The organism is Streptomyces sp. PU-14G (assembly GCF_041028275.1).
In the GTDB taxonomy this organism is placed as follows: Bacteria; Actinomycetota; Actinomycetes; order Streptomycetales; family Streptomycetaceae; genus Streptomyces.
Window position 1 is genome coordinate 1 of the sequence record NZ_JASKYT010000049.1, and the last position, 22,291, is coordinate 22,291.

Annotated in this window: 18 protein-coding genes and 1 pseudogene; 4 read left to right on the forward strand and 15 right to left on the reverse strand. The window is 71.9% G+C overall.

The genetic code is table 11. The features are described 5' to 3' along the window. Positions 1 to 582: pseudogene (locus tag AB8Z75_RS08820) on the forward strand (hypothetical protein); the annotation flags it as partial. Positions 583 to 598: 16 nt separating this feature from the next. On the opposite strand, the gene AB8Z75_RS08825 reads toward AB8Z75_RS08820, so the two are convergent. Continuing rightward, positions 599 to 1,186, reverse strand: coding sequence for a dienelactone hydrolase family protein (locus tag AB8Z75_RS08825; RefSeq protein ID WP_369200853.1), 588 nt, complete (start codon positions 1,184 to 1,186; stop codon positions 599 to 601). A gap of 169 nt (positions 1,187 to 1,355) precedes the next feature. On the opposite strand from AB8Z75_RS08825, the gene AB8Z75_RS08830 reads away from it, so the two are divergent. After that, a complete protein-coding gene (locus tag AB8Z75_RS08830) occupies positions 1,356 to 2,396 on the forward strand; it encodes a mechanosensitive ion channel family protein (protein WP_369200854.1) in 1,041 nt (346 codons plus the stop codon). Positions 2,397 to 2,473: 77 nt separating this feature from the next. Here AB8Z75_RS08830 and AB8Z75_RS08835 read toward each other — a convergent pair whose 3' ends face one another. Together AB8Z75_RS08835 and AB8Z75_RS08840 are read right to left on the reverse strand one after the other, a co-directional pair. Further along, the gene (locus tag AB8Z75_RS08835; RefSeq protein WP_369200855.1) at positions 2,474 to 4,075 is read right to left on the reverse strand and encodes a Na+/H+ antiporter; all 1,602 of its coding nucleotides are present in this window, start codon (positions 4,073 to 4,075) and stop codon (positions 2,474 to 2,476) included. A 3-nt stretch (positions 4,076 to 4,078) separates the two neighbouring features. Further along, positions 4,079 to 5,020 (reverse strand): RluA family pseudouridine synthase, encoded by a 942-nt coding sequence (locus AB8Z75_RS08840; protein ID WP_369200856.1) that lies wholly within the window; start codon positions 5,018 to 5,020, stop codon positions 4,079 to 4,081. 168 nt (positions 5,021 to 5,188) lie between these two features. Here AB8Z75_RS08840 and AB8Z75_RS08845 point away from each other — a divergent pair, with 168 nt between their 5' ends. After that, complete coding sequence (locus AB8Z75_RS08845) at positions 5,189 to 6,394, forward strand: peptidase M6 (RefSeq protein ID WP_369200857.1); 1,206 nt, start codon at positions 5,189 to 5,191, stop codon at positions 6,392 to 6,394. A gap of 53 nt (positions 6,395 to 6,447) precedes the next feature. On the opposite strand, the gene lspA is transcribed toward AB8Z75_RS08845, so the two are convergent. Together lspA and AB8Z75_RS08855 are read right to left on the reverse strand one after the other, a co-directional pair. Continuing rightward, positions 6,448 to 7,077 (reverse strand): signal peptidase II, encoded by a 630-nt coding sequence (gene lspA, locus AB8Z75_RS08850; protein WP_369200876.1) that lies wholly within the window; start codon positions 7,075 to 7,077, stop codon positions 6,448 to 6,450. Positions 7,078 to 7,130: 53 nt separating this feature from the next. Further along, positions 7,131 to 7,922, reverse strand: coding sequence for a TraR/DksA family transcriptional regulator (locus AB8Z75_RS08855; protein ID WP_369200858.1), 792 nt, complete (start codon positions 7,920 to 7,922; stop codon positions 7,131 to 7,133). Positions 7,923 to 8,403: 481 nt separating this feature from the next. On the opposite strand from AB8Z75_RS08855, the gene ileS reads away from it, so the two are divergent. After that, entirely contained in the window at positions 8,404 to 11,532 is a 3,129-nt protein-coding gene (gene ileS, locus AB8Z75_RS08860) for an isoleucine--tRNA ligase (RefSeq protein WP_369200859.1), read from the forward strand. Between the two features lie 154 nt (positions 11,533 to 11,686). On the opposite strand, the gene AB8Z75_RS08865 is transcribed toward ileS, so the two are convergent. The 10 genes from AB8Z75_RS08865 to murD form a co-directional block, all read right to left on the reverse strand. After that, complete coding sequence (locus AB8Z75_RS08865; RefSeq protein WP_369200860.1) at positions 11,687 to 12,889, reverse strand: DivIVA domain-containing protein; 1,203 nt, start codon at positions 12,887 to 12,889, stop codon at positions 11,687 to 11,689. Between the two features lie 52 nt (positions 12,890 to 12,941). Beyond that, positions 12,942 to 13,226 (reverse strand): YggT family protein, encoded by a 285-nt coding sequence (locus tag AB8Z75_RS08870; protein ID WP_369200861.1) that lies wholly within the window; start codon positions 13,224 to 13,226, stop codon positions 12,942 to 12,944. A gap of 66 nt (positions 13,227 to 13,292) precedes the next feature. Continuing rightward, positions 13,293 to 13,931 (reverse strand): cell division protein SepF, encoded by a 639-nt coding sequence (locus tag AB8Z75_RS08875; RefSeq protein ID WP_114022720.1) that lies wholly within the window; start codon positions 13,929 to 13,931, stop codon positions 13,293 to 13,295. 150 nt (positions 13,932 to 14,081) lie between these two features. After that, positions 14,082 to 14,813: a YggS family pyridoxal phosphate-dependent enzyme gene (locus AB8Z75_RS08880; RefSeq protein WP_369200877.1), complete on the reverse strand. Its 732-nt coding sequence runs from the start codon at positions 14,811 to 14,813 to the stop codon at positions 14,082 to 14,084. A 30-nt stretch (positions 14,814 to 14,843) separates the two neighbouring features. Then, positions 14,844 to 15,575 (reverse strand): peptidoglycan editing factor PgeF, encoded by a 732-nt coding sequence (gene pgeF, locus AB8Z75_RS08885; protein ID WP_369200862.1) that lies wholly within the window; start codon positions 15,573 to 15,575, stop codon positions 14,844 to 14,846. Between the two features lie 13 nt (positions 15,576 to 15,588). Then, positions 15,589 to 16,839: a cell division protein FtsZ gene (gene ftsZ / locus AB8Z75_RS08890; RefSeq protein WP_369200863.1), complete on the reverse strand. Its 1,251-nt coding sequence runs from the start codon at positions 16,837 to 16,839 to the stop codon at positions 15,589 to 15,591. Positions 16,840 to 17,243: 404 nt separating this feature from the next. Next, positions 17,244 to 18,197, reverse strand: coding sequence for a cell division protein FtsQ/DivIB (locus tag AB8Z75_RS08895; protein WP_369200864.1), 954 nt, complete (start codon positions 18,195 to 18,197; stop codon positions 17,244 to 17,246). Positions 18,198 to 18,257: 60 nt separating this feature from the next. Beyond that, positions 18,258 to 19,352, reverse strand: a complete 1,095-nt coding sequence (gene murG / locus AB8Z75_RS08900; RefSeq protein ID WP_369200865.1) for an undecaprenyldiphospho-muramoylpentapeptide beta-N-acetylglucosaminyltransferase — start codon at positions 19,350 to 19,352, stop codon at positions 18,258 to 18,260. A gap of 6 nt (positions 19,353 to 19,358) precedes the next feature. Next, entirely contained in the window at positions 19,359 to 20,750 is a 1,392-nt protein-coding gene (gene ftsW / locus AB8Z75_RS08905; protein WP_369200866.1) for a putative lipid II flippase FtsW, read from the reverse strand. A 48-nt stretch (positions 20,751 to 20,798) separates the two neighbouring features. Further along, the gene (gene murD / locus AB8Z75_RS08910) at positions 20,799 to 22,280 is read right to left on the reverse strand and encodes a UDP-N-acetylmuramoyl-L-alanine--D-glutamate ligase (protein WP_369200867.1); all 1,482 of its coding nucleotides are present in this window, start codon (positions 22,278 to 22,280) and stop codon (positions 20,799 to 20,801) included. Positions 22,281 to 22,291 lie beyond the last annotated feature (11 nt).

Consider the following 22,291-nt stretch of genomic DNA (forward strand, 5'->3'; position numbering starts at 1 on the left):
GTCTTCTGGCTGACGCGGCCCGGCGGCACGGGAACCTCCGCCGACGGCGAGAGCCCCCCGCGGCCCACCCCGACGGCGGCCGACGCCGGGAGCCGCTCCCCCGACGGCGCCCCGTCCGAGGCGGGGAGAGGACCTGGGCGCGGGGGCGGCACGTCCGACAGGCCGGCCGACAAGGGGACGGGGAAGGCGGAGGGCCCCACGAAGAAGCCCACCGCGGGCCCTGCGGCACCGGGAAACCGGGGCCCGGCCGACAGGTGGGTCGCCCAGCTGGGGTCCGTCGCCAAGTCCGAAGGGGTCGGCGCCCGGGACAAGATGCGGGCAGCCCTCAGCCGCAAGGTGGCCGTCGTGCGCCACGTCGACAGCGACCGCTTCGCCTCCCTGCGCGCCGGCTACTGGATGTTCTACGCCCCCGGGCCCCCGGGCGGCTTCCCCAGCGGGCGGGCGGCGGCCGACTGGTGCAGCGAGCGGGGGCTGGTCTCCTCGAACCAGTGCGTGGGCCGGTACGTCAGCGACGACCCGGCCGACCGCGTGCACGTCTGCTCCCCCGACAAGAGCCGGGGTACGGGCCGCTGCCGGCGGTGAGGTGGCGCGGGTACGGCTACAGCGTCTCCAGGAAGCCCAGCGCCGTGCGCCAGGTGGCCTCGGCCGCGTCCTCGTCGTAGTCGTCCAGCGAGGCGTGGGTGTACAGGTGCCCCGCGCCCGGGTAGCGGTGGACCTCGACGTCGGCGCCGGCGCGCTGCATGCGCAGGTACCAGGCAGTCAGCCAGTCGTGGGGCTCGAAGGCGTCCGGGTCGCCGACGTGGAGCTGGACGGGGAGGTCGTCGACGGCGGCGTCCTCGGGGATGTCGGACGTGCCCGAGAAGAGGAGGAGGCCGCGGGCCTTCTCGTCGGCCAGCGCGAGGGTCTGGGCGACGGAGCCGCCCAGCGAGAAGCCCGCGTAGACAAGGCCCTCGCCCAGGAGCGGGGCCGTGGCGGTCACGGCCCGCCTCAGCAGCTCGTCGCGGTCGGGGCTGCCCTCCTTCTCCCGCATCCGCATGCCCTCCTCGACCGAGGCCGCCGTCCCGCCCTCGAACAGGTCGGGGGTGACCACCTCGTGCCCCGCCGCGCGCAGCCGCTCGGCCGCGGCGTGCACGTCCGCTGTGAGCCCGCACACGGAGTGGAAGATGACGATCGATACGGGTGCCACTGGATGTCACTTCCTTCACAAAGAGCCCGGGTGAAAGCTCTGGGGCCGGTTACTCCACATGGTGCCAGGTACGGTCGTCCGTGGCCTGGACGGCCGCGTGCACGGCCGTGCGCGCGGCCGTCGCCCCCGGCGCACGACGCCCGCGGGGTCCCCTAGGAGAAAGGCGACCATGGAGAACGTGCTCCGGCCCGTCATCGTCTTCGGTGGCGCGATCGTGCTGTCGTACGTACTCGCCTGGGCCCTCGACCGCCTGCTGGTCCGCCTCGACGCCCGGCACCCGGAGACCCCGATGTGGGGCCTGCTGCGCAGTGGCCGGGTCCCCTTCCACGCGGTGATCTTCGTCGCGCTGGTCAGCGGTTTCTTCGACTCGACGCACCTGGCCAAGGACCACAGAGAAGGGGTCGACCTGTGGCTGACGATCATCCTGATCGCGGCCTCGGCCTGGCTGATCCTGCGGGTCGTCGCCGCGATAACCGAGACGATCGCCGCCCGGTACGCGGGCGCCACCCACGATCCGGCGCGCGGCCGGCGGGTGCGCACCCAGCTGACCCTGATCCGGCGGCTGATCACCGCGGTGGTGACGGTGATCGCGGTCGCTGCGGTGCTGCTCCAGTTCCCTGGCATGAAGACGTTCGGCACCTCGATGCTGGCCTCGGCCGGCGTGCTGGGCATCGTCGCCGGTATCGCGGCCCAGTCCACGCTGGGCAACCTGTTCGCGGGGCTGTCGATCGCCTTCGGGGACATGGTGCGGATCGGCGACGAGGTCGTGGTGGACGGCGAGATGGGGACGGTCGAGGAGATCACCGTCTCCTACCTGGTGATCTTCACCTGGGACGAGCGCCGGATCACGATGCCGGTGTCGTACTTCACCAACAAGCCGTTCGAGAACTGGTCGCGCGGCGGCCCGCAGATGACCGGCACCGTCTACCTCCAGCTCGACCACGCGGCACCCGTCGCCGAGCTGCGCGCCAAGGCCGAGGAGCTGGTGCGGGCGAGCGACGAGTGGGACGGCCGCAGCTGGAGCCTGGTCGTCACCGACACCACCCCCTCCACGATCGAGGTACGGGTCGCCATGACGGCGCGCTCCTCGGGCGACCTGTGGACGCTGCGCTGCTCCGTGCGTGAGCAGCTGCTGGCCTGGCTGCGGGACAAGCACCCCGAGGCCCTGCCGGGCATCCGCCTCACCTCCCCGCGGGAGAAGGCGCTCTGACCCCTCCCCGGGGGGCGGGCTCGGTTCACCTGCCCCTCGGGGCCGGGCTGCCCGAGGGGCGTGGCGCGAAGGCGAGGTCACACGCCGCGGAAGCTGCGGACGTCGAGCTGGTGCAGCACGCGGTCCACGACCTCGGGGTCCACCCCGGCCCCGCGCGCGGCGATCACCTCGTGGCGGGCGGCCGACAGCAGCTCGCCGTTGAGGCGCCGCATCTTCTGCAACCGGTCCACCCGCTTGCGGTGGGCGGCCCGGCGCTCGTCGTCGACGATGTCGGGGGAGATGCGCGCCCCCATGTCCCAGACCCTCCTGGCCAGCGCCTCGGAGACCTCTTCGGGCAGGTCCTCGACCTCTTCGATCTCCCTGAGCCGCCTGCGGGCCGCCTTGGCCACCCGCACCGCCAGCTGCCGCTCGACCTCGCGCTCGGCGGCGCTGTCGGCCTGGACGTTCAGCCGTTTGACGAGCCAGGGCAGGGTCAGCCCCTGGAAGACCAGCGTGACGATGACCACGGCGAACGCGATGAAGATGATCGCCTCGCGCCCGGGGAACGCGCCGCCGCCCGCCTCGGGCTCCAGGCTCAGCGGCACGGCCAGCGCCAGCGCGACCGAGGCGACTCCGCGCATCCCCGACCACCATACGACGACGGTCTCGCGCCAGTTGCGTGGAATGTCCTCTTCCAGGTCCTTGCGCTGGTGCAGCCGCTGGGCGAGCCACGCGGTCGGCAGCAGCCACAGCAGCCGCAGCACGACGACGACGCCGACGACCGCACCCGCCGCGGGCAGCAACTGGCGCCACTCCTGCTGGACCGTGCCGAAGATCGTGTGCAGCTCCAGTCCGATCAGCCCGAAGGCGACGCCCGTGACCAGGGTGTCCACGATCTGCCAGAACGTCTGTCCGGCGAGCCGCCCCTGGACGTCGTCCGCGTCCACGGCGTGTCCTGAGGCCAGGTAGAGGGCCGTGGTCAGCACGCCGAGCACGCCCGAGCCCATCAGCTCCTCGGCGAGCACGTAGGAGGCGAAGGGCACCAGCAGGGTCAGACCGGTCTGGAGGGTGGCGTCGCCGAGGTAGCTCATGAGCTTGCTGGCGACCCAGCCGAGCCCCAGTCCGACGGCGACCGCGACCACGCCGGAGAGCACCAGTTCGCCCGCGGCGACCGGCAGGGAGAAGGAGCCGGTGACGGCGGCTGCGATCGCGACGTGGTAGAGGGTGATGGCCGTCACGTCGTTGAAGAGGCCCTCGCCCTCCAGCGCGGAGACCAGGCGGCGGGGCAGGCCGACGTTGCCGGCCACGGCGGTGGCCGCGACCGGGTCGGGCGGCGCGACCAGCGCGCCCAGCGCCACCGCACCGGCGAGGCCGAGCCCGGGCACCAGCGCGTTGGCGACGGCGGCCACGGCCGCGGTGGTGACGAACACCAGCGCGACCGCCATCAGGAAGATCGGTCTCTTGTTCGCCGCGAACTGGCGCCAGGAGGTGCGCTGTGCCGCCGCGTAGATCAGCGGTGGCAGCACCAGCGGCAGGATGTACTCGGGCGGCAGCGAGACGTTCGGGATGGACGGGACGATCGCCAGCACCCCGCCGAACAGGGTCATCAGCACCGGCGAGGGCAGGTTGAGCTTGTCCCCGAGCGGGACCATGACGACGGCGGCGAGCAGCAGGGCGAAGAAGAGTGCGAGCTGATCCATGGGTCAGGAGCTCTCCGCCCGCACCCGGTCGAGCGCCACCTGGAGGTCGTCGGGGTAGGGGCTCTCGTACTCGACCCAGCGGCCGTCGCCCGGGTGTTCGAAACCGAGGCGTACGGCGTGCAGCCACTGGCGCTCCAGCCGCAGCCGCTTGGCCAGCGTCGGGTCGGCGCCGTAGGTGAGATCACCCACACACGGGTGCCGGTGCGCGGCCATGTGCACCCGGATCTGGTGGGTGCGGCCCGTCTCCAGCTTGATGTCGAGCAGGCTGGCGGCCCGGAACGCCTCGATCAGGTCGTAGTGGGTCACCGACGGCTTGCCGTCGGAGGTGACCGCCCACTTGTAGTCGTGCTGCGGGTGGCGGCCGATGGGCGCGTCGATGGTGCCGCTGAGCGGGTCGGGGTGGCCCTGGACCAGCGCGTTGTACCGCTTGTCCACGGTGCGCTCCTTGAACTGCCGCTTCAGCAGCGTGTACGCGCGCTCGGACTTGGCGACCACCATCAGCCCCGAGGTGCCCACGTCCAGCCGGTGGACGATGCCCTGGCGCTCGGCGGCGCCCGAGGTGGCGATGGTGTACCCGGCGGCGGCCAGCCCGCCGATGACGGTGGGCCCGCTCCAGCCGGGGCTCGGATGCGCGGCGACACCGACCGGCTTGACGATCACCACGATGTCGTCGTCGTCATGGACGATCTCCATGCCCTCGACGGGTTCGGCCACGATCCGCACCGGCTGCGCCTGCTGGGGCATCTCCACCTCCAGCCACGCCCCGCCCTGCACGCGGTCCGACTTGCCCGCCGGCGCCCCGTCCAGCAGCACCTTCCCCTCCGCGGCCAACTCCGCCGCTTTGGTCCGCGAGAAGCCGAACATCCTGGCGAGCGCGGCATCGACGCGCTCACCCTCCAGGCCGTCGGGTACGGGCAGGGTCCGGGTCTCAGGAAGCGTGCTCACCTGATCGAGTATGCCGGACACACCCGTACGGCCCGCACGCCCGCACCCGCACGTCCCCTCACCCGCGCGGCCCACCCGGGGGTGCGGCGCCCCTGCCGCGAGCGGACGGTGTCACCACGGACAGCCCTTGAGCCCCGGGTCGGCGAGCTTATGCGGAGGGATCAGCCGATGACGCCGCGCAGGACACCGAAGCGCCCCGCCCTGGCCGTGGTCACAGCCCTGGCGACAGCCTGCCTCACCCTCGTCCCCGTCCCGGTCGCGGCTGCCGAGGGCATCGCGGGGCCGTGCGCGATAGCGCCGGGCTCCGGCACCGACGAGGGGCCGCTGGGGGAAAGCTACGTCCGCCCCCGCGGGCACAAGCGGGCGCTGATGCTGATGGTCGACTTCAGCGACCACCCCGCCGCCACCCCGGCCGGCGAACGCGCCCGCTTCTTCTCCCGGTACGGCGACCGCTTCCTCGACCGCGCCTCGTTCGGCAAGTACCGCCTGGAGGTCGCCCCCAGCGCGGACTGGATACGCATGCCGCGGCCGTGGTCCTCCTACGGGATCACCCGCGGCATCCCCACAGAGCTGATGCGCGGTTACGTCCAGGACGCGCTGGAGGCCGCGCAGCGCCAGGGCACCGACGTGCGGGGGGCCGACCTGGTCTTCGTCGTCGCCGACAGCAACGTACCCGCGCCGCCCACCGTCTCCCAGGCCCACACCTTCGAGGGACTGCGGGCGGGCGGCACCCCGGTGCACGGCGCCGCGCTCATCTTCGGCCGGGCCTCCGACTCGGCACTGTGGCAGCGCGGAAACTTCGTCCACGAGGCCAACCACCTCTACGGGCTGCCCGACCTGTACAACGTCTCCCAGAACGCCTCGGTCGAGTACGCGGGCGGCTGGGACACGATGAGCATGGCCGGGATCTCCGACCTGCTCGGCTGGCACAAGTGGAAGTTCGGCTGGCTGGCCCGCTCCCGCGTCGGCTGCGTCACCACGCCCGGCACCACCGAGCACACCCTCTCGCCCGTCAGCAGCCGCGACGCGGGTATCACCGTCGTGCGAACCGGCAGCCACAGCGCCATCGTCGCCGAGGCCCGCACCCGCACAGGTCTGGACCGGGACATCTGCGCGGAGGGCGTGCTCGTCTACACCGTCGACTCCCGCACGCCCACGGGCGAGGGCCCCGTCCGGGTGGTCGACTCCCGGCCGCACAGCGGCGGCGGCCCCGCCTGCGCCGACCGGCTGCCCACGGAGCTGGCCGAGATGTCCGACGCGCCGTTCACGCCGGGCGAGAGCCACACCTTCCGCGGCGGGGTGCGCATCACGGTCGACGGGGCGACGGACGACGGCTACCGGATACGCGTGCACGTCCCCGACCGGGAGGAGTGACGCCCCGACGGCCCAGGAGGGAGGCCGGGAGGGAGGCCGGGGAGGGGGCGGCTTCAGTCCCGGTGGACGGTGCCGTCCGGGTCGAGGCCGCGGAAGGAGAGCAGCACGATCAGGACGCCGCCGCAGACGATGGCCGAGTCGGCGAGGTTGAAGACCGCGAAGTGCTTGGGCGCGATGAAGTCCACCACGGCGCCCTGGAAGACGCCGGGCGCGCGGAAGATCCGGTCCGTCAGGTTGCCGCAGGCGCCGCCCAGCAGCAGCCCCAGCGCGATGGCCCACGGGGTGCTGTAGAGCTTCCGCGCGATGCGGGCGATCACGACGACGACGGCCACCGCGATGGCCGTCAGCACGATCGTCAGCGCCTCGCCCATGCCGAACGCCGCACCGGGGTTGCGGATGACATTGAGCTGGAGCCAGGAGCCGAACACCTCGATCGGCGCGTGGTTCTCCAGCTCGGCGACCACCACGAGTTTGCTGACCAGGTCCAGCACGAGGGCGAGCGCCGCCACCGCGACCAGCACGGGGATCCGGCGCCTGCCCCGGGCGGGCGCGGGCGACTGCCCGCCCTCGCCCTGCTGTTCGCCACCCTGGTGCTCGTCGCCCTGGTGCTCGTCGCCCTGCTGTTCGTCGTCCTCGGCCACACCGGCCGCGCGGTCGTCGGGGCCCTCGCCGGTCCGGTCCACCTCAGTCACGCCTTGAGGGTACGACACCCGCGCCGGGCGCGGCTCACCGGCGGTCAGCGGCGTTCCTGCTTCTGCTTGCACTCCACGCACAGCGTCGCCCTGGGGAACGCCTGCATCCTGGCCTTCCCGATCGGCTTGCCGCAGTTCTCGCACAGGCCGTAGGTACCCGCGTCCAGCCGCTCCAACGCCCGCTCGGTCTGGTACAGCATCTCGCGGGCGTTGGCGGCCAACGCCATCTCGTGCTCCCGCGTGATGTTCTTGGTGCCGGTGTCGGCGTCGTCGTCGCCCGCGCCGTCACCCGAGTCGCGCATCAGCCCGCTGAGCGCCTCGTCCGCCGAGACGATCTCGTGCTTGAGGCGGGAGACCTCCTCGCGCAGCCCTGAGCGCGCCTCCTCGACCTCCTCGGGGGACCAGGGGTCCTCGCCGGGGCGGACGGGCAGTTCGCCGGGGGCGGCGGGCCCCGTGCCGTTCCGCGCCGAGGGCACCGCCTCGGCCTGCGCCTCTGACGTCTTCTTCGCAGTCACCGTCTCAGCTCCCGTCGTGTTCTGCGCGGCCTGCCCGGCAGGCGCCTGACGAGCGTCGCCCTGCCGGTCCGCGACCGCGTCGGCCGCTGTCACTTCCGCCGCGGCCTCGGATGCCGCGGGCCGTTCCCCCGCGGCCTTCTTCGCCGCGGCCTTCTTCGCCGGAGCCTTCGCCGGTGCCTTCTTCACCCCCGTCTTCCTGGCCGCCGTCTTCTTTTCCCCCGCATCCTCACCGGGAACCTTCTTGGCTGCCGCCTTTTTCGTGGCCTTCTTCGCCCCCGCCTTCTTCGCCACCTTCTTCGCGGCCCTCTCCTCCGCCACCATGACCGCGACCCCTTCACATTTTGTGATCTTGCTCGCGAAACGTGACCGGAACGATAAATCGACTTCAAGCGCACGGCAACGGGGCACGCCGGTCTGCATCCGTTGTGCCCCGCCCGGCCGGTCGAAAACCGCTCCACCACCCCGCGCTCAGCCCCGTACACTGGGGGCGGCGTGAGGCGATGAAGGGGACGAGTAGCCCCGTAGGCAGCCCTAAGCGATCCGGGGACGGTGGGAGCCCGGAGGCGAGCGCGGCGTGAAGATCACCCCCGAGCCGCCGGAAGAAAGCTCCTCGGACACCCTCCGGGAGCGAGTAGAACCGGCAGCGCTGCCCCAATGAGGGGGCGGAGGGCCGCACCGGGCCCGCCGCCAAGGAGGGTGGTACCGCGGGTCCGCCGCCGCAAGGCAGCGCGCACTCGTCCCTCCGACGGTAATGAAGGCGCACCCGCCTTCTGGATGTCCGCCGGAGGAAGAAGACCCGACGATGCAGTACAACCAGGTGCCCGCCCAGGTCGACCTGCCCGCGCTGGAGCGGGCCGTGCTCGACTTCTGGCGCGAGAGCAAGGTGTTCGCCCGCAGCCTCGAGATGTCCGAGGGCCGCCCCGAGTGGGTCTTCTACGAGGGCCCGCCCACCGCGAACGGCATGCCGGGCGCGCACCACATCGAGGCCCGCGTCTTCAAGGACGTCTTCCCCCGCTTCCGCACCATGCGCGGCTACCACGTGGCCCGCAAGGCCGGCTGGGACTGCCACGGGCTGCCCGTCGAGCTGGCCGTGGAGAAGGAGCTGGGCTTCAACGGCAAGCAGGACATCGAGAACTTCGGCATCGCCGCCTTCAACGCCAAGTGCCGCGAGTCGGTCACCCGGCACACCGACGCCTTCGCCGAGCTGACGACCCGGATGGGCTACTGGGTCGACCTGGACGACGCCTACCGCACGATGAACCCCGAGTACATCGAGTCGGTGTGGTGGTCGCTCAAACAGATCTTCGCCAAGGGGCTGCTGGTCCAGGACCACCGGGTCGCCCCCTGGTGCCCCCGCTGCGGCACGGGCCTGTCGGACCACGAGCTGGCCCAGGGCTACGAGACCGTCGTGGACCCCTCGGTCTACGTGACGCTGCCGCTGACCTCGGGGCCGCTGGCCGGCGAGGCCTCGCTGATGGTGTGGACGACCACGCCGTGGACGCTGGTGTCCAACCTCGCGGTCGCCACCCACCCCGACGTCACCTACGTGGTCGCCTCCAACGGCACCGACAAGATCGTCGTCGCCGAGCCGCTGCTGACCTCCGCCCTCGGCGAGGACTGGCACATCACGGGCCAGCGCTACACGGGCCGCGAGATGAACGGCTGGCACTACCAGCGCCCGTTCGAGCTGGTCGACATCCCGGACGCCCACTTCGTCGTCAACGACACCTACGTCACCACCGAGGACGGCACCGGCATGGTGCACCTGGCGCCCTTCGGTGAGGACGACTTCCGGGTGGCGCGCGCCAACGGCATCGAGCCGGTCGTGCCCGTCCGCGCCGACGGCACCTTCGACCCGGAGCTCGACCTGGTCGGCGGGCAGTTCTTCAAGAAGGCCGACGAGGCGCTGGTCGCGGACATGGACGCGCGCGGCATCCTCTTCCGCCACGTCGCCTACGAGCACAGCTACCCGCACTGCTGGCGCTGCCACACGGCCCTCATCTACTACCCCCAGCCGTCCTGGTACATCCGCACCACCCAGATCAAGGAAGCCCTCCTGCGGGAGAACGAGGCGACCAACTGGTTCCCCGAGTCCGTCAAGCACGGCCGCTTCGGCGACTGGCTGGACAACAACGTGGACTGGGCGCTCTCGCGCAACCGCTACTGGGGCACCCCGCTGCCGGTCTGGCGCTGCGAAGAGGGCCACTTCACCTGCGTCGGCTCTCTCGCCGAGCTGAGCGACCTGTCCGGCACCGACCAGTCGGGCCTCGACCCGCACCGCCCCTACATCGACGCCGTCACTTATCGCTGCCCCACCGAGGGCTGCGGCCTGGAGGCCACCCGCGTCCCCGAGGTCATCGACGCCTGGTACGACTCGGGGTCGATGCCCTTCGCGCAGTGGGGCTACCCCTACAAGAACAAGGAGCTGTTCGAGAAGCGCTACCCGGCGCAGTTCATCTCCGAGGCCATCGACCAGACCCGCGGCTGGTTCTACACGCTGATGGCCGTCGGCACCCTCGTCTTCGACAAGTCGTCCTACGAGAACGTCGTCTGCCTCGGCCACATCCTCGCCGAGGACGGCCGCAAGATGTCCAAGCACCTGGGCAACATCCTGGAGCCCATCCCGCTCATGGACCAGCACGGCGCCGACGCGGTCCGCTGGTTCATGGCCGCAGGCGGCTCCCCCTGGGCCGCCCGCCGGGTCGGCCACGGCACCATCCAGGAAGTCGTCCGCAAGACCCTGCTGACCTACTGGAACACCGTCGCCTTCCAGGCCCTGTACGCGCGCACCAGCGGCTGGGCGCCCACCGAGGCCGACCCCGCGCCGCACGACCGCCCGCTGCTGGACCGCTGGCTGCTGAGCGAGCTGCACGCCCTGGTCGACCAGGTCACGCTCGCCATGGACGGCTACGACACCCAGCGCGCGGGCAAGCTGCTGTCCACCTTCGTCGACGACCTGTCCAACTGGTACGTGCGCCGCTCCCGCCGCCGCTTCTGGCAGGGCGACCCGGCCGCGCTGCGCACCCTCCACGAGGTCGTCGAGACGGTCACCCAGCTCATGGCGCCCCTCACCCCGTTCATCACCGAACGGGTCTGGCAGGACCTCATCGTCCCCGTCACCCCCGGCGCCCCCGACTCCGTGCACCTGTCCGCCTGGCCCCAGGCCGACCTGAGCCGCATCGACCCCGAGCTGTCCCAGGACATGCTGCTGGTCCGGCGCCTGGTCGAGCTCGGCCGCGCGTCCCGCGCCGAGTCCGGCGTCAAGACCCGCCAGCCGCTGTCCCGCGCCCTCATCGCCGCGCAGGGGTTCGAGACGCTCTCCCCCGAGATGCGCACCCAGATCACCGAGGAGCTCAACGTCGAACAGCTCGCCTCGCTCTCCGAGGTCGGCGGCTCCCTCGTCGACACCTCGGCCAAGGCGAACTTCCGGGCGCTGGGCCGCCGCTTCGGCAAGGACACCCAGGCCGTCGCCCAGGCCATCGCCGGCGCCGACGCCGCGGCGCTGTCCGTGGCGCTGCGGGAGGGCAACGCCACAGTGGAGGTCGACGGCGCGACGGTCGCCCTCAGCCCCGAAGAGGTCATCATCACCGAAACCCCGCGGGAGGGCTGGTCGGTGGCGTCCGACACCGGCGCCACGGTCGCGCTCGACCTGGAGATCTCGCCCGAGCTGCGGCGCACGGGCCTGGCCCGGGACGCCATCCGGCTCATCCAGGAGGCCCGTAAGAACTCCGGGCTCGACGTGGCCGACCGCATCGAACTGCGGTGGCAGTCAGCGGACGAGGAGGTGTCCCGCGCCCTGGCCGAGCACACCTTCCTCATCGCCGAGGAAGTCCTCGCCACGGAGTTCGCCCAGGGCGACCCCACCGAGCTGGAGGGCCCCTCCTTCGAGGACGAGGCACTGTCCCTCACCTTCCGCCTCCGCAAGGCGTAGAGGGCTCTCTCTCCCCTACCCCGCCCCTTCCCGAAACTGGGGGCGGAGCCCCCCAGTTTCGGGAAGGGGCGGGGGGGGGTAGGGGACAAAAACGGCCCGGGCCCGAGAGCGGAAGGTGCTCTCGGGCCCGGGCCGTCTTACAAGGTGTCCAGCGTCAGCTGTCGTCCTCGTCGATGAGGAAGCCCCGCATCGGCGAGGGAGCCTGCGCCGCCTGGGGACCGCCCTGCGGGCGGACCGGCGCCATCGGCTGCGTCATCGCGGGCGACATCTGCTGCTGCCCGCCGTACGACTGGCCGGCTCCGCCCTGGGTGTGGTGCGCGCCGCCGCCCGGGCCGCCGTGACCGCCCATGGAGTGCCCGTTGGCACCCATGGACTGGTGGCCGCCCATGGAACCGCCACCGCCCGCGGGTCCCTGGGAGGGGCCGCCGGCACCGGCCGTCGCCATGGAGGGCGAGGGCGCGGGCAGCGAGGCGGTCGCGGGCGTCCGCGGGGGCGCCAGCGAGTCGTCGGCCTGGTTCTCCAACTGGCGCAGCTGGCTCTCCAGGTACGACTTCAGCCGCGTGCGGTACTCGCGTTCGAAGCCGCGCAGGTCCTCGACCTTGCGCTCCAGCGTGGCGCGCGCGGACTCCAGGGAGCCCATCGCCACGCGGTGCTTCTCCTGCGCGTCCCGCTCCAGCGCGTCGGCCTTGGCGCGGGCGTCCCGCTCCAGACCCTCGGCGCGGCTGCGGGCCTCACCGACGATCTTGTTGGCCTCGGAACGGGCCTCCGCGATCGCCTGGTCGGCGGTCTGCTGCGCCAGCGACAGCACGCGCGCGGCGCTGTCGTTGTTCTGGCCGCCGGGACCACCGGGGCCGCCCGGGCCGCCGGGCATCTGCGGACCGCCCTGCGGACCGCCGGGGCCCATCGGGCCGCCCTGCTGCGGGCCCGGGCCACCGGGGCCCATCGGACCGCCCTGCGGGCCCGGACCACCGGGGCCGCCGTGCCCGCCCGGGCCACCGGGGCCCGCCGGGAGCTGCGCCTGCGCGCCGGGAAGCTGCGGCGGACCGCCCATGCCCTGCTGCTGGGGCGGGACGGGCTGCGGTCCGGATATGGCGGCGGGCACAGGCGCCCCGCCTTGCTGCTGCTGCCTGTCCTGAGGTTCAGGAGGCTTTCGCATACCGCCCTGTTGCTGGTTTTGAGCGGCCGCGCGCGTGGCTGCTGCCAACTTGGCGCGCAGGTCCTCGTTCTCCCGCAACAGGCGGGTCAGTTCGGCTTCGACCTCATCGAGGAAGGCATCGACCTCGTCCTCGTCATAGCCTTCACGCAGACGGACGGTCGTGAACTGTTTGTTCCGCACGTCCTCGGGGGTCAGGGGCATCTCTTCACCTCAACGTAAGTCGTCGGCATACCGGCAAGACCATTCCGATCGTTCACACCCAGCCCACGACGCTGATCAGGATGTAGACGATGATCATGAGCACGAAGAAGGACAGGTCTAGCGCTACGCCCCCGAAGCGCAGCGGGGGGATGAACCGCCGCAATAGCTTGAGTGGCGGATCGGTGACAGTGTAGGTGGCCTCCAGAACGACCACCATCGCCTTGCCGGGTTGCCAAGAGCGGGCGAACTGGAAGACGTAGTCCATCACCAGTCGGAAGATCAACACGAGCAGGTAGACGTACAGCGCGATTTGGACCACGTCCAATGCGGTTCTCATCTGCGCGTCCCTCTCCCCTGGGGTGCTCTGTGCGGTCCTGCCGACCGGTTCCGGACTCTGCCTGTCTCAGCTCTGGTTGAAGAACCCGCCCTCTGCGATGCGGGCCTTGTCCTCCGCCGTGACATCGACGTTAGCAGGAGACAGCAGGAACACCTTCTGCGTCACTCGCTCGATACTGCCGTGCAGACCGAAGACCAGACCAGCCGCAAAGTCGACAAGTCGCTTCGCGTCGGTGTCGTCCATCTCCGTCAGATTCATGATCACCGGAGTGCCTTCACGGAAGTGTTCCCCGATGGTACGGGCTTCGTTGTAGGTCCGGGGATGCAACGTGGTGATCCGGTACGGCTCTCGCTCGGACACGACCTTGGGCATGATCACCGGGGCACTCTTCTCGACGTTCTGGCGTTCAGGTGTGATGGATGACACCGGGGCGATTCTCCCCGCTCGTCCACTTTCGGCGGCAACTGCCGGAGTCGGCTCCGTCTCCCGTTCCCGCTGCGCCGGCGGGTGAACGACCCGTACCGGTTCGTCCGGTTCGGTCTTTTGAAGGGAATGATGTGACTCTTCCGACTCGTACCGCCGACGGTCGCGTTCGGGCTCGGGCTCGGGCTCGAACTCGTCGTCGGGGTCGAAGCCCCGGCTGTCGTACCCATCGTCCTCCACGAGGCCGAGGTAGACCGCCATCTTGCGCATCGCGCCGGCCATTCTCTGCGTCCTCCGCTCTGTGGTGGATCGACTCCATCGACGCAGCCCCCGTCACCGGTGGCCCTGGGATGATCCACGCAGCCTCTCCAACCGGTCTTTTCCGGCGGAAATGACCATATATTCTGCTGTGGCCCAACTCGTTTGGCGACGTTACCGGAGCGGGGGGCGCTGGCCGAGTACCGCGCTGCCGACGCGCACATGTGTCGCACCCGCACGCACCGCCTCTTCGAGATCCGCACTCATCCCTGCCGAGACCATCGTCGCAGCAGGGTGCGCCGTACGCAGGCCGGTTGAGATTTCCCTCAGCTGCTCGAACGCCTCCTGCGGCCGTCCCGCGAGCGGCCCGGCGAGCGGTGCGACGGTCATCACTCCGTCGAGCCGCAGACCTTGGGCCGCGCCGATCGCCTCCGCGAGATCCGTCACACCGTCGGGCGCCACACCGCCCCGCTCACCGACCGACCCCGACGCGGCGTCGAAAGCGACCTGCACCGCACACCCGATCTCACGTTCCGCGCGCGCCGCGGCGTTCGAGAGCGCGGCCACGAGCCGTACCCGGTCGACCGAGTGGACGCGGTCGGCGTAACCGGCCACCGAGCGCGCCTTGTTCGTCTGGAGCTGGCCGACGAAGTGCCAGCGAAGCGCGGCGTCCGCGCACGCGGCGGCCTTGGGCGCGGCCTCCTGGTCGCGGTTCTCCGCGACGTCCCCGACGCCGAGCTCGGCCAGCAGCCGCACGTCCGAGGCGGGGTGGGTCTTGGTGACGACGATGAGGGTGACGTCCTCGCGCTTGCGCCCCGCCGCGTCACAAGCGCGCTCGATGCGCTCCTCCACCCGGGCGAGGTTGGTGGCAAGCTCGGCCTTGCGCGCCTCCCCGCCCGCCCCCATGGACTCCGCGGACATTCGTGCCGTCACTGCTCAGCTCGCCTCGATCCAGACATAACTCGCAAGTCTTCCCGTCGTCTTGTCCCGCCGGTACGAGAAGTGATCATCCGATTCGAGGGTGCACACGGACGAGAGTTCCGCCTGGGTGACGCCGGCCCGGGCGAGCTGCGCCCGCACCCCGGCGGCCATGTCCACGGCCGGCGTGCCCCACCGGGTCGTCGCGGACGCCTCGGGGACGCCGGCCGCGACCTCGTCGCGCATCCGCTCGGGCACCTCGTAGCAGCGCCCGCACACCGCGGGGCCCGTGCGCGCCACGATGCGCTCCGGCTCGGCGCCGAGCTCCACCATGGCCGCCACCGTCGCGCCCGTCACTCCGCACAGCACCCCGGGCCGCCCGGCGTGCGCCGCGCCCGCGACCCCGGCGACCGGGTCGGCCAGCAGCACGGGGGTGCAGTCGGCGGTGAGGACGGCGAGCGCGAGCCCCCGACGCGCCGTCACGACCCCGTCGACTGGCGGTGCGTCTGAGCCGAACGGCGCATCGACGACCGCGACGTCGCGCCCGTGCACCTGATGCATCCACACCACCTCGTCGGGCGACAGGCCGAGCGCCCGCGCGGCCCGCTCCCGGTTGGTGCGTACCGCCCCGGGCGCGTCTCCCACCGCGCCGCCGAGGTTCAGCTCCGCATACGGAGCGGCGCTCACCCCGCCCCACCTGTCGGTGTACGCGAAGTGCGCGCCGCTGACGTTCTCTTGTGCCGATATCACTTCGTCACTCGCGTCACTTCAAGAAGTCCGGCACATCCAGTTCCTCGGCCTGGCTGTCGTGGTACGGACGGGCCGGCGGCACCTGCGGCGTGGTGGGCGGGGGCGGCGGCACCTCACCCACCGGCGAGGGCTCCCTGCGGGAGGGGATGGAGTCCTCCTCCTCACGCGGCGTGACGGAGCCGAGGCCGCCGAAGGCGGGACGCTCCGGCTCCGGATCGCTGCTCGGGGACGGCGCCTCGTCCTTGTACGCCGGCTGCGAGGAGGACGCGGAGCCCGTCGAGGAGCCGAGCGCCTTCTCCCCCTTCTTGGAGGGCGGCTGACCGCCGTCGAACCCTGCGGCGATGACGGTGACCCGCACCTCGTCACCGAGCGCGTCGTCGATGACGGCACCGAAGATGATGTTCGCCTCCGGGTGGGCGGCCTCGCTCACCAACTGGGCGGCCTCGTTGATCTCGAACAACCCGAGGTCCGAACCGCCGGAGATGGACAGCAGCACACCGCGCGCCCCGTCGATGGAGGCCTCCAGCAGCGGCGAGGAGATCGCCATCTCCGCCGCGGCCACCGCGCGGTCGTCCCCGCGCGCCGAGCCGATCCCCATCAGGGCCGACCCCGCCTCGGACATCACGGACTTGACGTCGGCGAAGTCGAGGTTGATCAACCCCGGGGTGGTGATCAGGTCGGTGATGCCCTGCACACCGGAGAGCAGCACCTGGTCCGCGGACTTGAACGCGTCCAGCACGCTGACCTGGCGGTCGGAGATGGACAGCAGCCGGTCGTTCGGAATGACGATCAGCGTGTCGACCTCGTCGCGCAGCCCCGCGATGCCGTCCTCGGCCTGGTTGGCGCGGCGGCGGCCCTCGAAGGTGAAGGGGCGGGTGACGACGCCGATGGTGAGGGCGCCGAGCGAGCGGGCGATGTTCGCCACGACGGGCGCGCCGCCGGTGCCGGTTCCGCCGCCCTCGCCCGCGGTCACGAAGACCATGTCGGCCCCCTTGAGGACCTCCTCGATCTCCTCGCGGTGGTCCTCGGCCGCCTTGCGGCCGACGTCCGGGTTGGCGCCGGCGCCGAGGCCGCGAGTCAGCTCGCGGCCCACATCGAGCTTGACGTCGGCGTCGCTCATCAACAGGGCTTGCGCGTCAGTGTTGATCGCGATGAACTCGACGCCCTTGAGACCGACCTCGATCATCCGGTTGATGGCGTTCACGCCACCGCCGCCGATTCCGACGACCTTGATGACTGCGAGGTAGTTCTGCGGTGCTGCCACGTCGAAGGCCTCTCGCCTCGAGTTACGTATCCCTGTGGGGCGGTCCGAACGCCGACCCGAACCCTAAGCGTGAAGTTTAGGGTTACCAGTGCCTGTCTTACTTGGACTCTTCGCAACGGACACTAAGTCGACAAGTGCTGGGTGTTCAACGAACACGCCGAACCTCCCGTTTTTCTTTTCACCCTATGTGATCAGGCCTTGCAGTAGCCATCCAGGGTGCTCACCAGCGGCTATGTCAGTCAACCGACCGAGCCCCCGACCGATGTGGGTTCAGCCTGGCCATGCGGGACGCCGCCGGTCAACTGACGCGGCCACGAGCGTGCCGACTCCAGCCGTTCGCCGAACCCGGCCGGGGGTACAGGGGGGTTGTGCCGCCCGTGCCGCGGCCGGTGGGACGGCGGGGTTCAACCGCCGGAGGCGGCGGGGGCGCTGGGCACGGTGACGTCGAAGTGGGTGGCGTCCTCAGCCGCCTTCATCAGGGCGGTCAGCGCGGTGGCTTTCGCCTTGCCGCGTTCGGCGCTGCCCCACCGCACGGTCCGGTCCCCGGTGAGGCGGACGGTGATGTCGTCGTATGAGCGGACTTTGACGAGCCGGGTGGCGTCCTGGACGGCGTCGGGCAGGGAAGTGGCGACCCGCGCCGCCTCCTTCCGCAGGCGTCTCGCGGAGAAGTACCGCTCGGCGGCGTCCTTCTTCGGTTCCACGGCGAGAAGCGGAACGCCTTTCGGTGGCTTGTCCTCTGTGGCGAATCGCACGCCTTCGGCGTCCACCTCGACGTACTTTCCCGCCTTCTCCATGACGAGTTCGGGCCGTCTTTCGGTGACGGTGAGAGCGATGCCGTGCGGCCAGGTCCGCTCGGCGGCCACCTCGCGCACGCGCGGCAGCGCGGCGCGCACGCGCCGCTGCACCGCACCCTTGTCGACGCTGATGAGCGGCTCCCCGAGCGGGACCGCCGCCGCGCGGGTGACCTCGGAGCGGGTCAGGGCCCGGATGCCGTCGACGGAGACGCTCTCGGCGCGCAGCCACGGAGAGCCGTAGAGCGCCCAGGTGCCGAACCCGCCGAGCGGCAGCACGAGGGCGAGAGTGAGGACGAGCGTGCGGCGGCGCGGCACGCGCGCCCCCAACCGCGCCCAGCGGGGCGGGCGCTGCGACCCTTCGCCGCGCCCGGGCCCCGGCCCACAACCGGAACCCGAACCGGAGGCTGTGGTGCCGCGCGCCCGGGCGCCGGGCGCGGGGCGGGCGCCGGCGCGCCCGCCCTCGGCCGTCGCGGTGCGCGCCCGGGGCCGCGCCGCCCCCGCTTCGGCCGTGCCGCTCGCCTGCTCCTGCTGGGCAGCCTTGGCAGTTCTGGCAGCTCTGACCACGCCGGACCACCCTGCTTTCTGCGTTGTCGGCGCGTCGCCGCTTCCGCGCCGCGCGGGGGTTCAGCCCTGGCGGCGCGAGGCGATCGCCTCGTACACCATGCCGACGAGGAGTTCGTCGGCGTCCGGACGGCCGAACTCGGCTGCCGCGCGCGACATGGCGGTGAGCTGCTGCGGGTCGGTGAGGACCGGGAGCACGTTGCCCTGGATCCACTCCGGTGTCAGTTCCGCGTCGTCGACGAGGAGTCCGCCTCCGGCCTTGACGACCGGCTGGGCGTTGAGCCGCTGTTCGCCGTTGCCGATGGGCAGCGGCACGTAGGCGGCGGGGAGCCCGACGGCCGAGAGTTCCGCCACGGTCATCGCGCCCGCGCGGCAGAGCATCATGTCGGCCGCGGCGTACGCGAGGTCCATCCGGTCCACATACGGTACCGGCAGATAGGGCGGCATTCCGGGCATCTGCTCCACGTGGGGGAGCTCGTTCTTCGGGCCGACCGCGTGCAGGATCTGCACACCGGCGCGCTGGAGGTGCGGAACGACCTGCTGGACGACCTCGTTGAGCCGCCGCGCGCCCTGCGAGCCGCCGGACACCAGCAGCGTGGGCAGGTTGGGGGAGAGCCCGAACGCGGCGCGCGCCTCGGCGCGCAGCGCGGCCCGGTTGAGCGTCGCGATGGAGCGGCGCAGCGGGATGCCGACGTACCGCGCGCCGCGCAGCTTGCTGTCGGGGGTGGAGACGGCGACGCCGTGCGCGTACCGGGAGCCGATCTTGTTGGCGAGCCCGGGGCGCGCGTTGGCCTCGTGGACGACGATGGGCACGCCGGCGCGCTTGGCCGCCAGGTAACCGGGCAGCGCGACGTAGCCGCCGAAGCCGACGACGCAGTCGGCCTTGTTGCGCTCCAGGATCTGCTCGGCCGCCTTGATGGTGCCGCGCAGTCGCCCTGGCACGGTGATCAGCTCGGGTGTGGGTTTGCGCGGCAGCGGAACCGCCGGGATCAACTCGAGCGCGTAGCCGCGCTCGGGCACGAGCCGCGTCTCCAGTCCGCGCTCCGTACCGAGGGCTGTAATCCCCACGGTCGGGTCCTGCCTGCGCAGGGCGTCCGCGAGGGCGAGCGCGGGCTCGATGTGGCCGGCGGTCCCCCCACCGGCGAGTACGACGTGCACGCTGTTTCACCGCTCTCCGGACGGCGGCCGGGTGGCGCGCCGTCTCATCGTCTTCTGACTCCTCCGCCCGTAGGTGGCCCCCGGACGTAGCACTCCCGCCAGTCCCCCCCTGCGCTGCCGCAGGGCGGGCTGCCGCACGGCCAGCGCCGCACGTGCCGCCGGGTCGCTGCGCGCGAAGGCGATCAGCAGCCCGACGGCGAACATCGTCGGCAGCAGGGCGGACCCGCCGTAGGAGAACAGCGGGAGGGGGACGCCGGCGATCGGCAGCAGACCGAGCACCGCACCGATGTTGATCACCGCCTGGGCGGTGATCCACGTTGTCACGCCTCCCGCGGCGTACCTCACGAAGGGCTCCTCCGAGCGTCCGGCCACGCGGATACCCGCATAGCCTAGAGCCGCGAACAGAGCGAGTACCGACAGCGTCCCCGCCAGTCCGAGTTCCTCCCCGGTCACGGCGAAGATGAAGTCGGTGTGCGGTTCGGGGAGTTGGCCCCATTTTTCCATACTCGCACCGAGTCCGGAACCGAACCAGCCGCCCGAGGCCAGCGCGTAGATACCGTGCACGGCCTGCCAGCACTGGTCGTCGCGGCCCGGTTCGGTGGCGGCGATGCAGCCGAGGCGGGACATTCGGTTGGGGCTGGAGACGATGAGGAACGCGCCCGCGGTGACCGCCGCGGCGAGCACTCCGGTGAACAGCCGGGTGGGCGCCCCGGCCAGCCACAGCAGTCCGAACAGTACGGCGGCCAGGATGATGGCGGTGCCCATGTCGCCGCCGAGCATGATGAGCGCGAGGAGCAGCAGCCCGACGGGCACCAGGGGGACGAGCAGGTGTTTCCACTGGGCGAGCATCTTCTTCTCGCCCTTGCGTGCCAGCAGGTCGGCGCCCCACAGGACGAGCGCCAGCTTGGCGAACTCGCTGGGCTGGAGCTGGAAGGGCCCGCCCAGGTAGATCCAGTTCCGGTTCCCGTTGACGGTCTGTCCGATGCCGGGCACCTGGACGAGGCACATCAGGAAGACGGAGCCGGCGAGCAGCGGATAGGCCAGCGCCCGGTGCAGCCGCAGCGGCATCCGGGCGGCGGCCAGCAGCAGCACGGCGCCGAGTGCGGCGGCCACGAGTTGTTTGCGGAAGTAGTAGGTGGAGGCGAGCCCGGACTGGAGGGCCTGGATCTGGGAGGCGGAGAAGACCATCACCAGTCCGAGGACGGTGAGGAGCAGGCTGCCGCCCGCGATCAGGTAGTACGCGGTCAGGGGGCGGTCCCAGGCGCGTTTGGCCCGCAGGAACATCCGCTGGGGCGCCGTGGTGCCCGGAGTCGCCCGGGGGCGCCCGGGCTCGCGCGGGGGCGCGGGGCGGGTACTCGCGCGCCGGGGTGTGGGCGGTTTGGCGGATCGCGCCGTCATCCGTGTCCCCTCCGTCTCCCCCGCGTCCTCGGCCGACGGGGCGCGGGGTTACTGCTCGCTGCGGCCTTCGGCGGCCAGTGCGCGGACCGCCTCGGCGAACGCGTCGCCGCGGGCGTTGTAGTTGACGAACATGTCCATCGACGCGCACGCGGGAGCCAGCAGTACGGTATCCCCCTGGCGCGCCAGCGCTCTCGCCTCGCGGACGGCCGAAGCCATCGCCCCAGTGTCGGTGCGGGCCACGTCGGTGACCGGCACATCGGGGGCGTGTCGCGCCAGGGCTTGCCTGATCAGCTCCCGGTCCGCGCCGATGAGGACCACACCGCGCAGCCGCGGCGCCGACCTGGCCACCAGGTCGTCGAAGGTCGCGCCCTTGGCCAGCCCGCCCGCGATCCACACGATCGGTTCGTAGGCGGCCAGCGAGGCCTCGGTCGCGTGGGTGTTGGTGGCCTTGGAGTCGTCGACGTAGGCCACGCCGTCCACGTCGGCGACGTGCGTGATGCGGTGCGCGTCGGGGCTGAAGGCGCGCAGCCCGTCGCGGACGGCCGAGGGCGGCACGCCGAAGGCACGGGCGAGCGCGGCGGCGGCGAGCGCGTTGGCGATGTTGTGCGGCGCCGGAGGGTTGACGTCGCCGACCTCGGCCAGCTCCTGCGCCTGCCGCTGCCGGTCCGGCACGAAGGCCCGGTCGACGAGCACCCCCTCGACCACACCCAGTTGGGAGGGCGCGGGCGCACCGAGCGTGAAGCCGATGGCGCGGGCGCCCTCGGCCACGTCGGCCTCGCGCACCAGGTCCTCGGTGCGCGGCGCGGCGTCGGCGGGATCGTCGGCGTTGTAGACGCAGGCGACCTGGTTGCCCTCGTAGATGCGGCCCTTGGCGGCGGCGTACGCCTCCATCGAACCGTGCCAGTCGAGGTGGTCGGGGGCGAGGTTGAGCACGGCGGCGGAGTGCGGGCGCAGGCTGGGGGCCCAGTGGAGCTGGTAGCTGGACAGCTCGACGGCGAGCACGTCGAGCCCGTCGTAGGGCTCCTCGCCCAGCACCGCGTCGATGAGGGAGACGCCGATGTTGCCGACCGCGGCCGTGCGCAGTCCGGCGGCGCGCAGGACGGCGGCCAGCATCTGCACGGTGGTGGTCTTGCCGTTGGTGCCGGTGACCGCGAGCCACGGCGCGCTGCCGGGTCCGCGCAGCCGCCAGGCCAGCTCCACGTCGCCCCACACGGGGACGCCCGCCTCGGCCGCCGCCTGGAAGAGGGGGCTGGTGGGCTTGAACCCCGGCGTGGTGACGACCAGGTCCGTGCCCTGCGGCAGGGTGCGGTCGTCGCCGAGCCGCACGCCGATGCCGAGGGCCTCCAGCTCGGCGGCCTGCCGGCGCGGGCCCTCGCCGTCGCCGCCGTTGACCGCCGTGACGCGGGCGCCGAGGCGGTGCGCCACCTTGGCCGCGGGCATGCCGCTGACGCCGAGCCCGGCCACGACCACGTGCTTGCCGGACAGCTCCCGGGACAGTGCGGTCAGATCCGCCGTGCTGGTGGAGGTCACGCGCTCGCCGC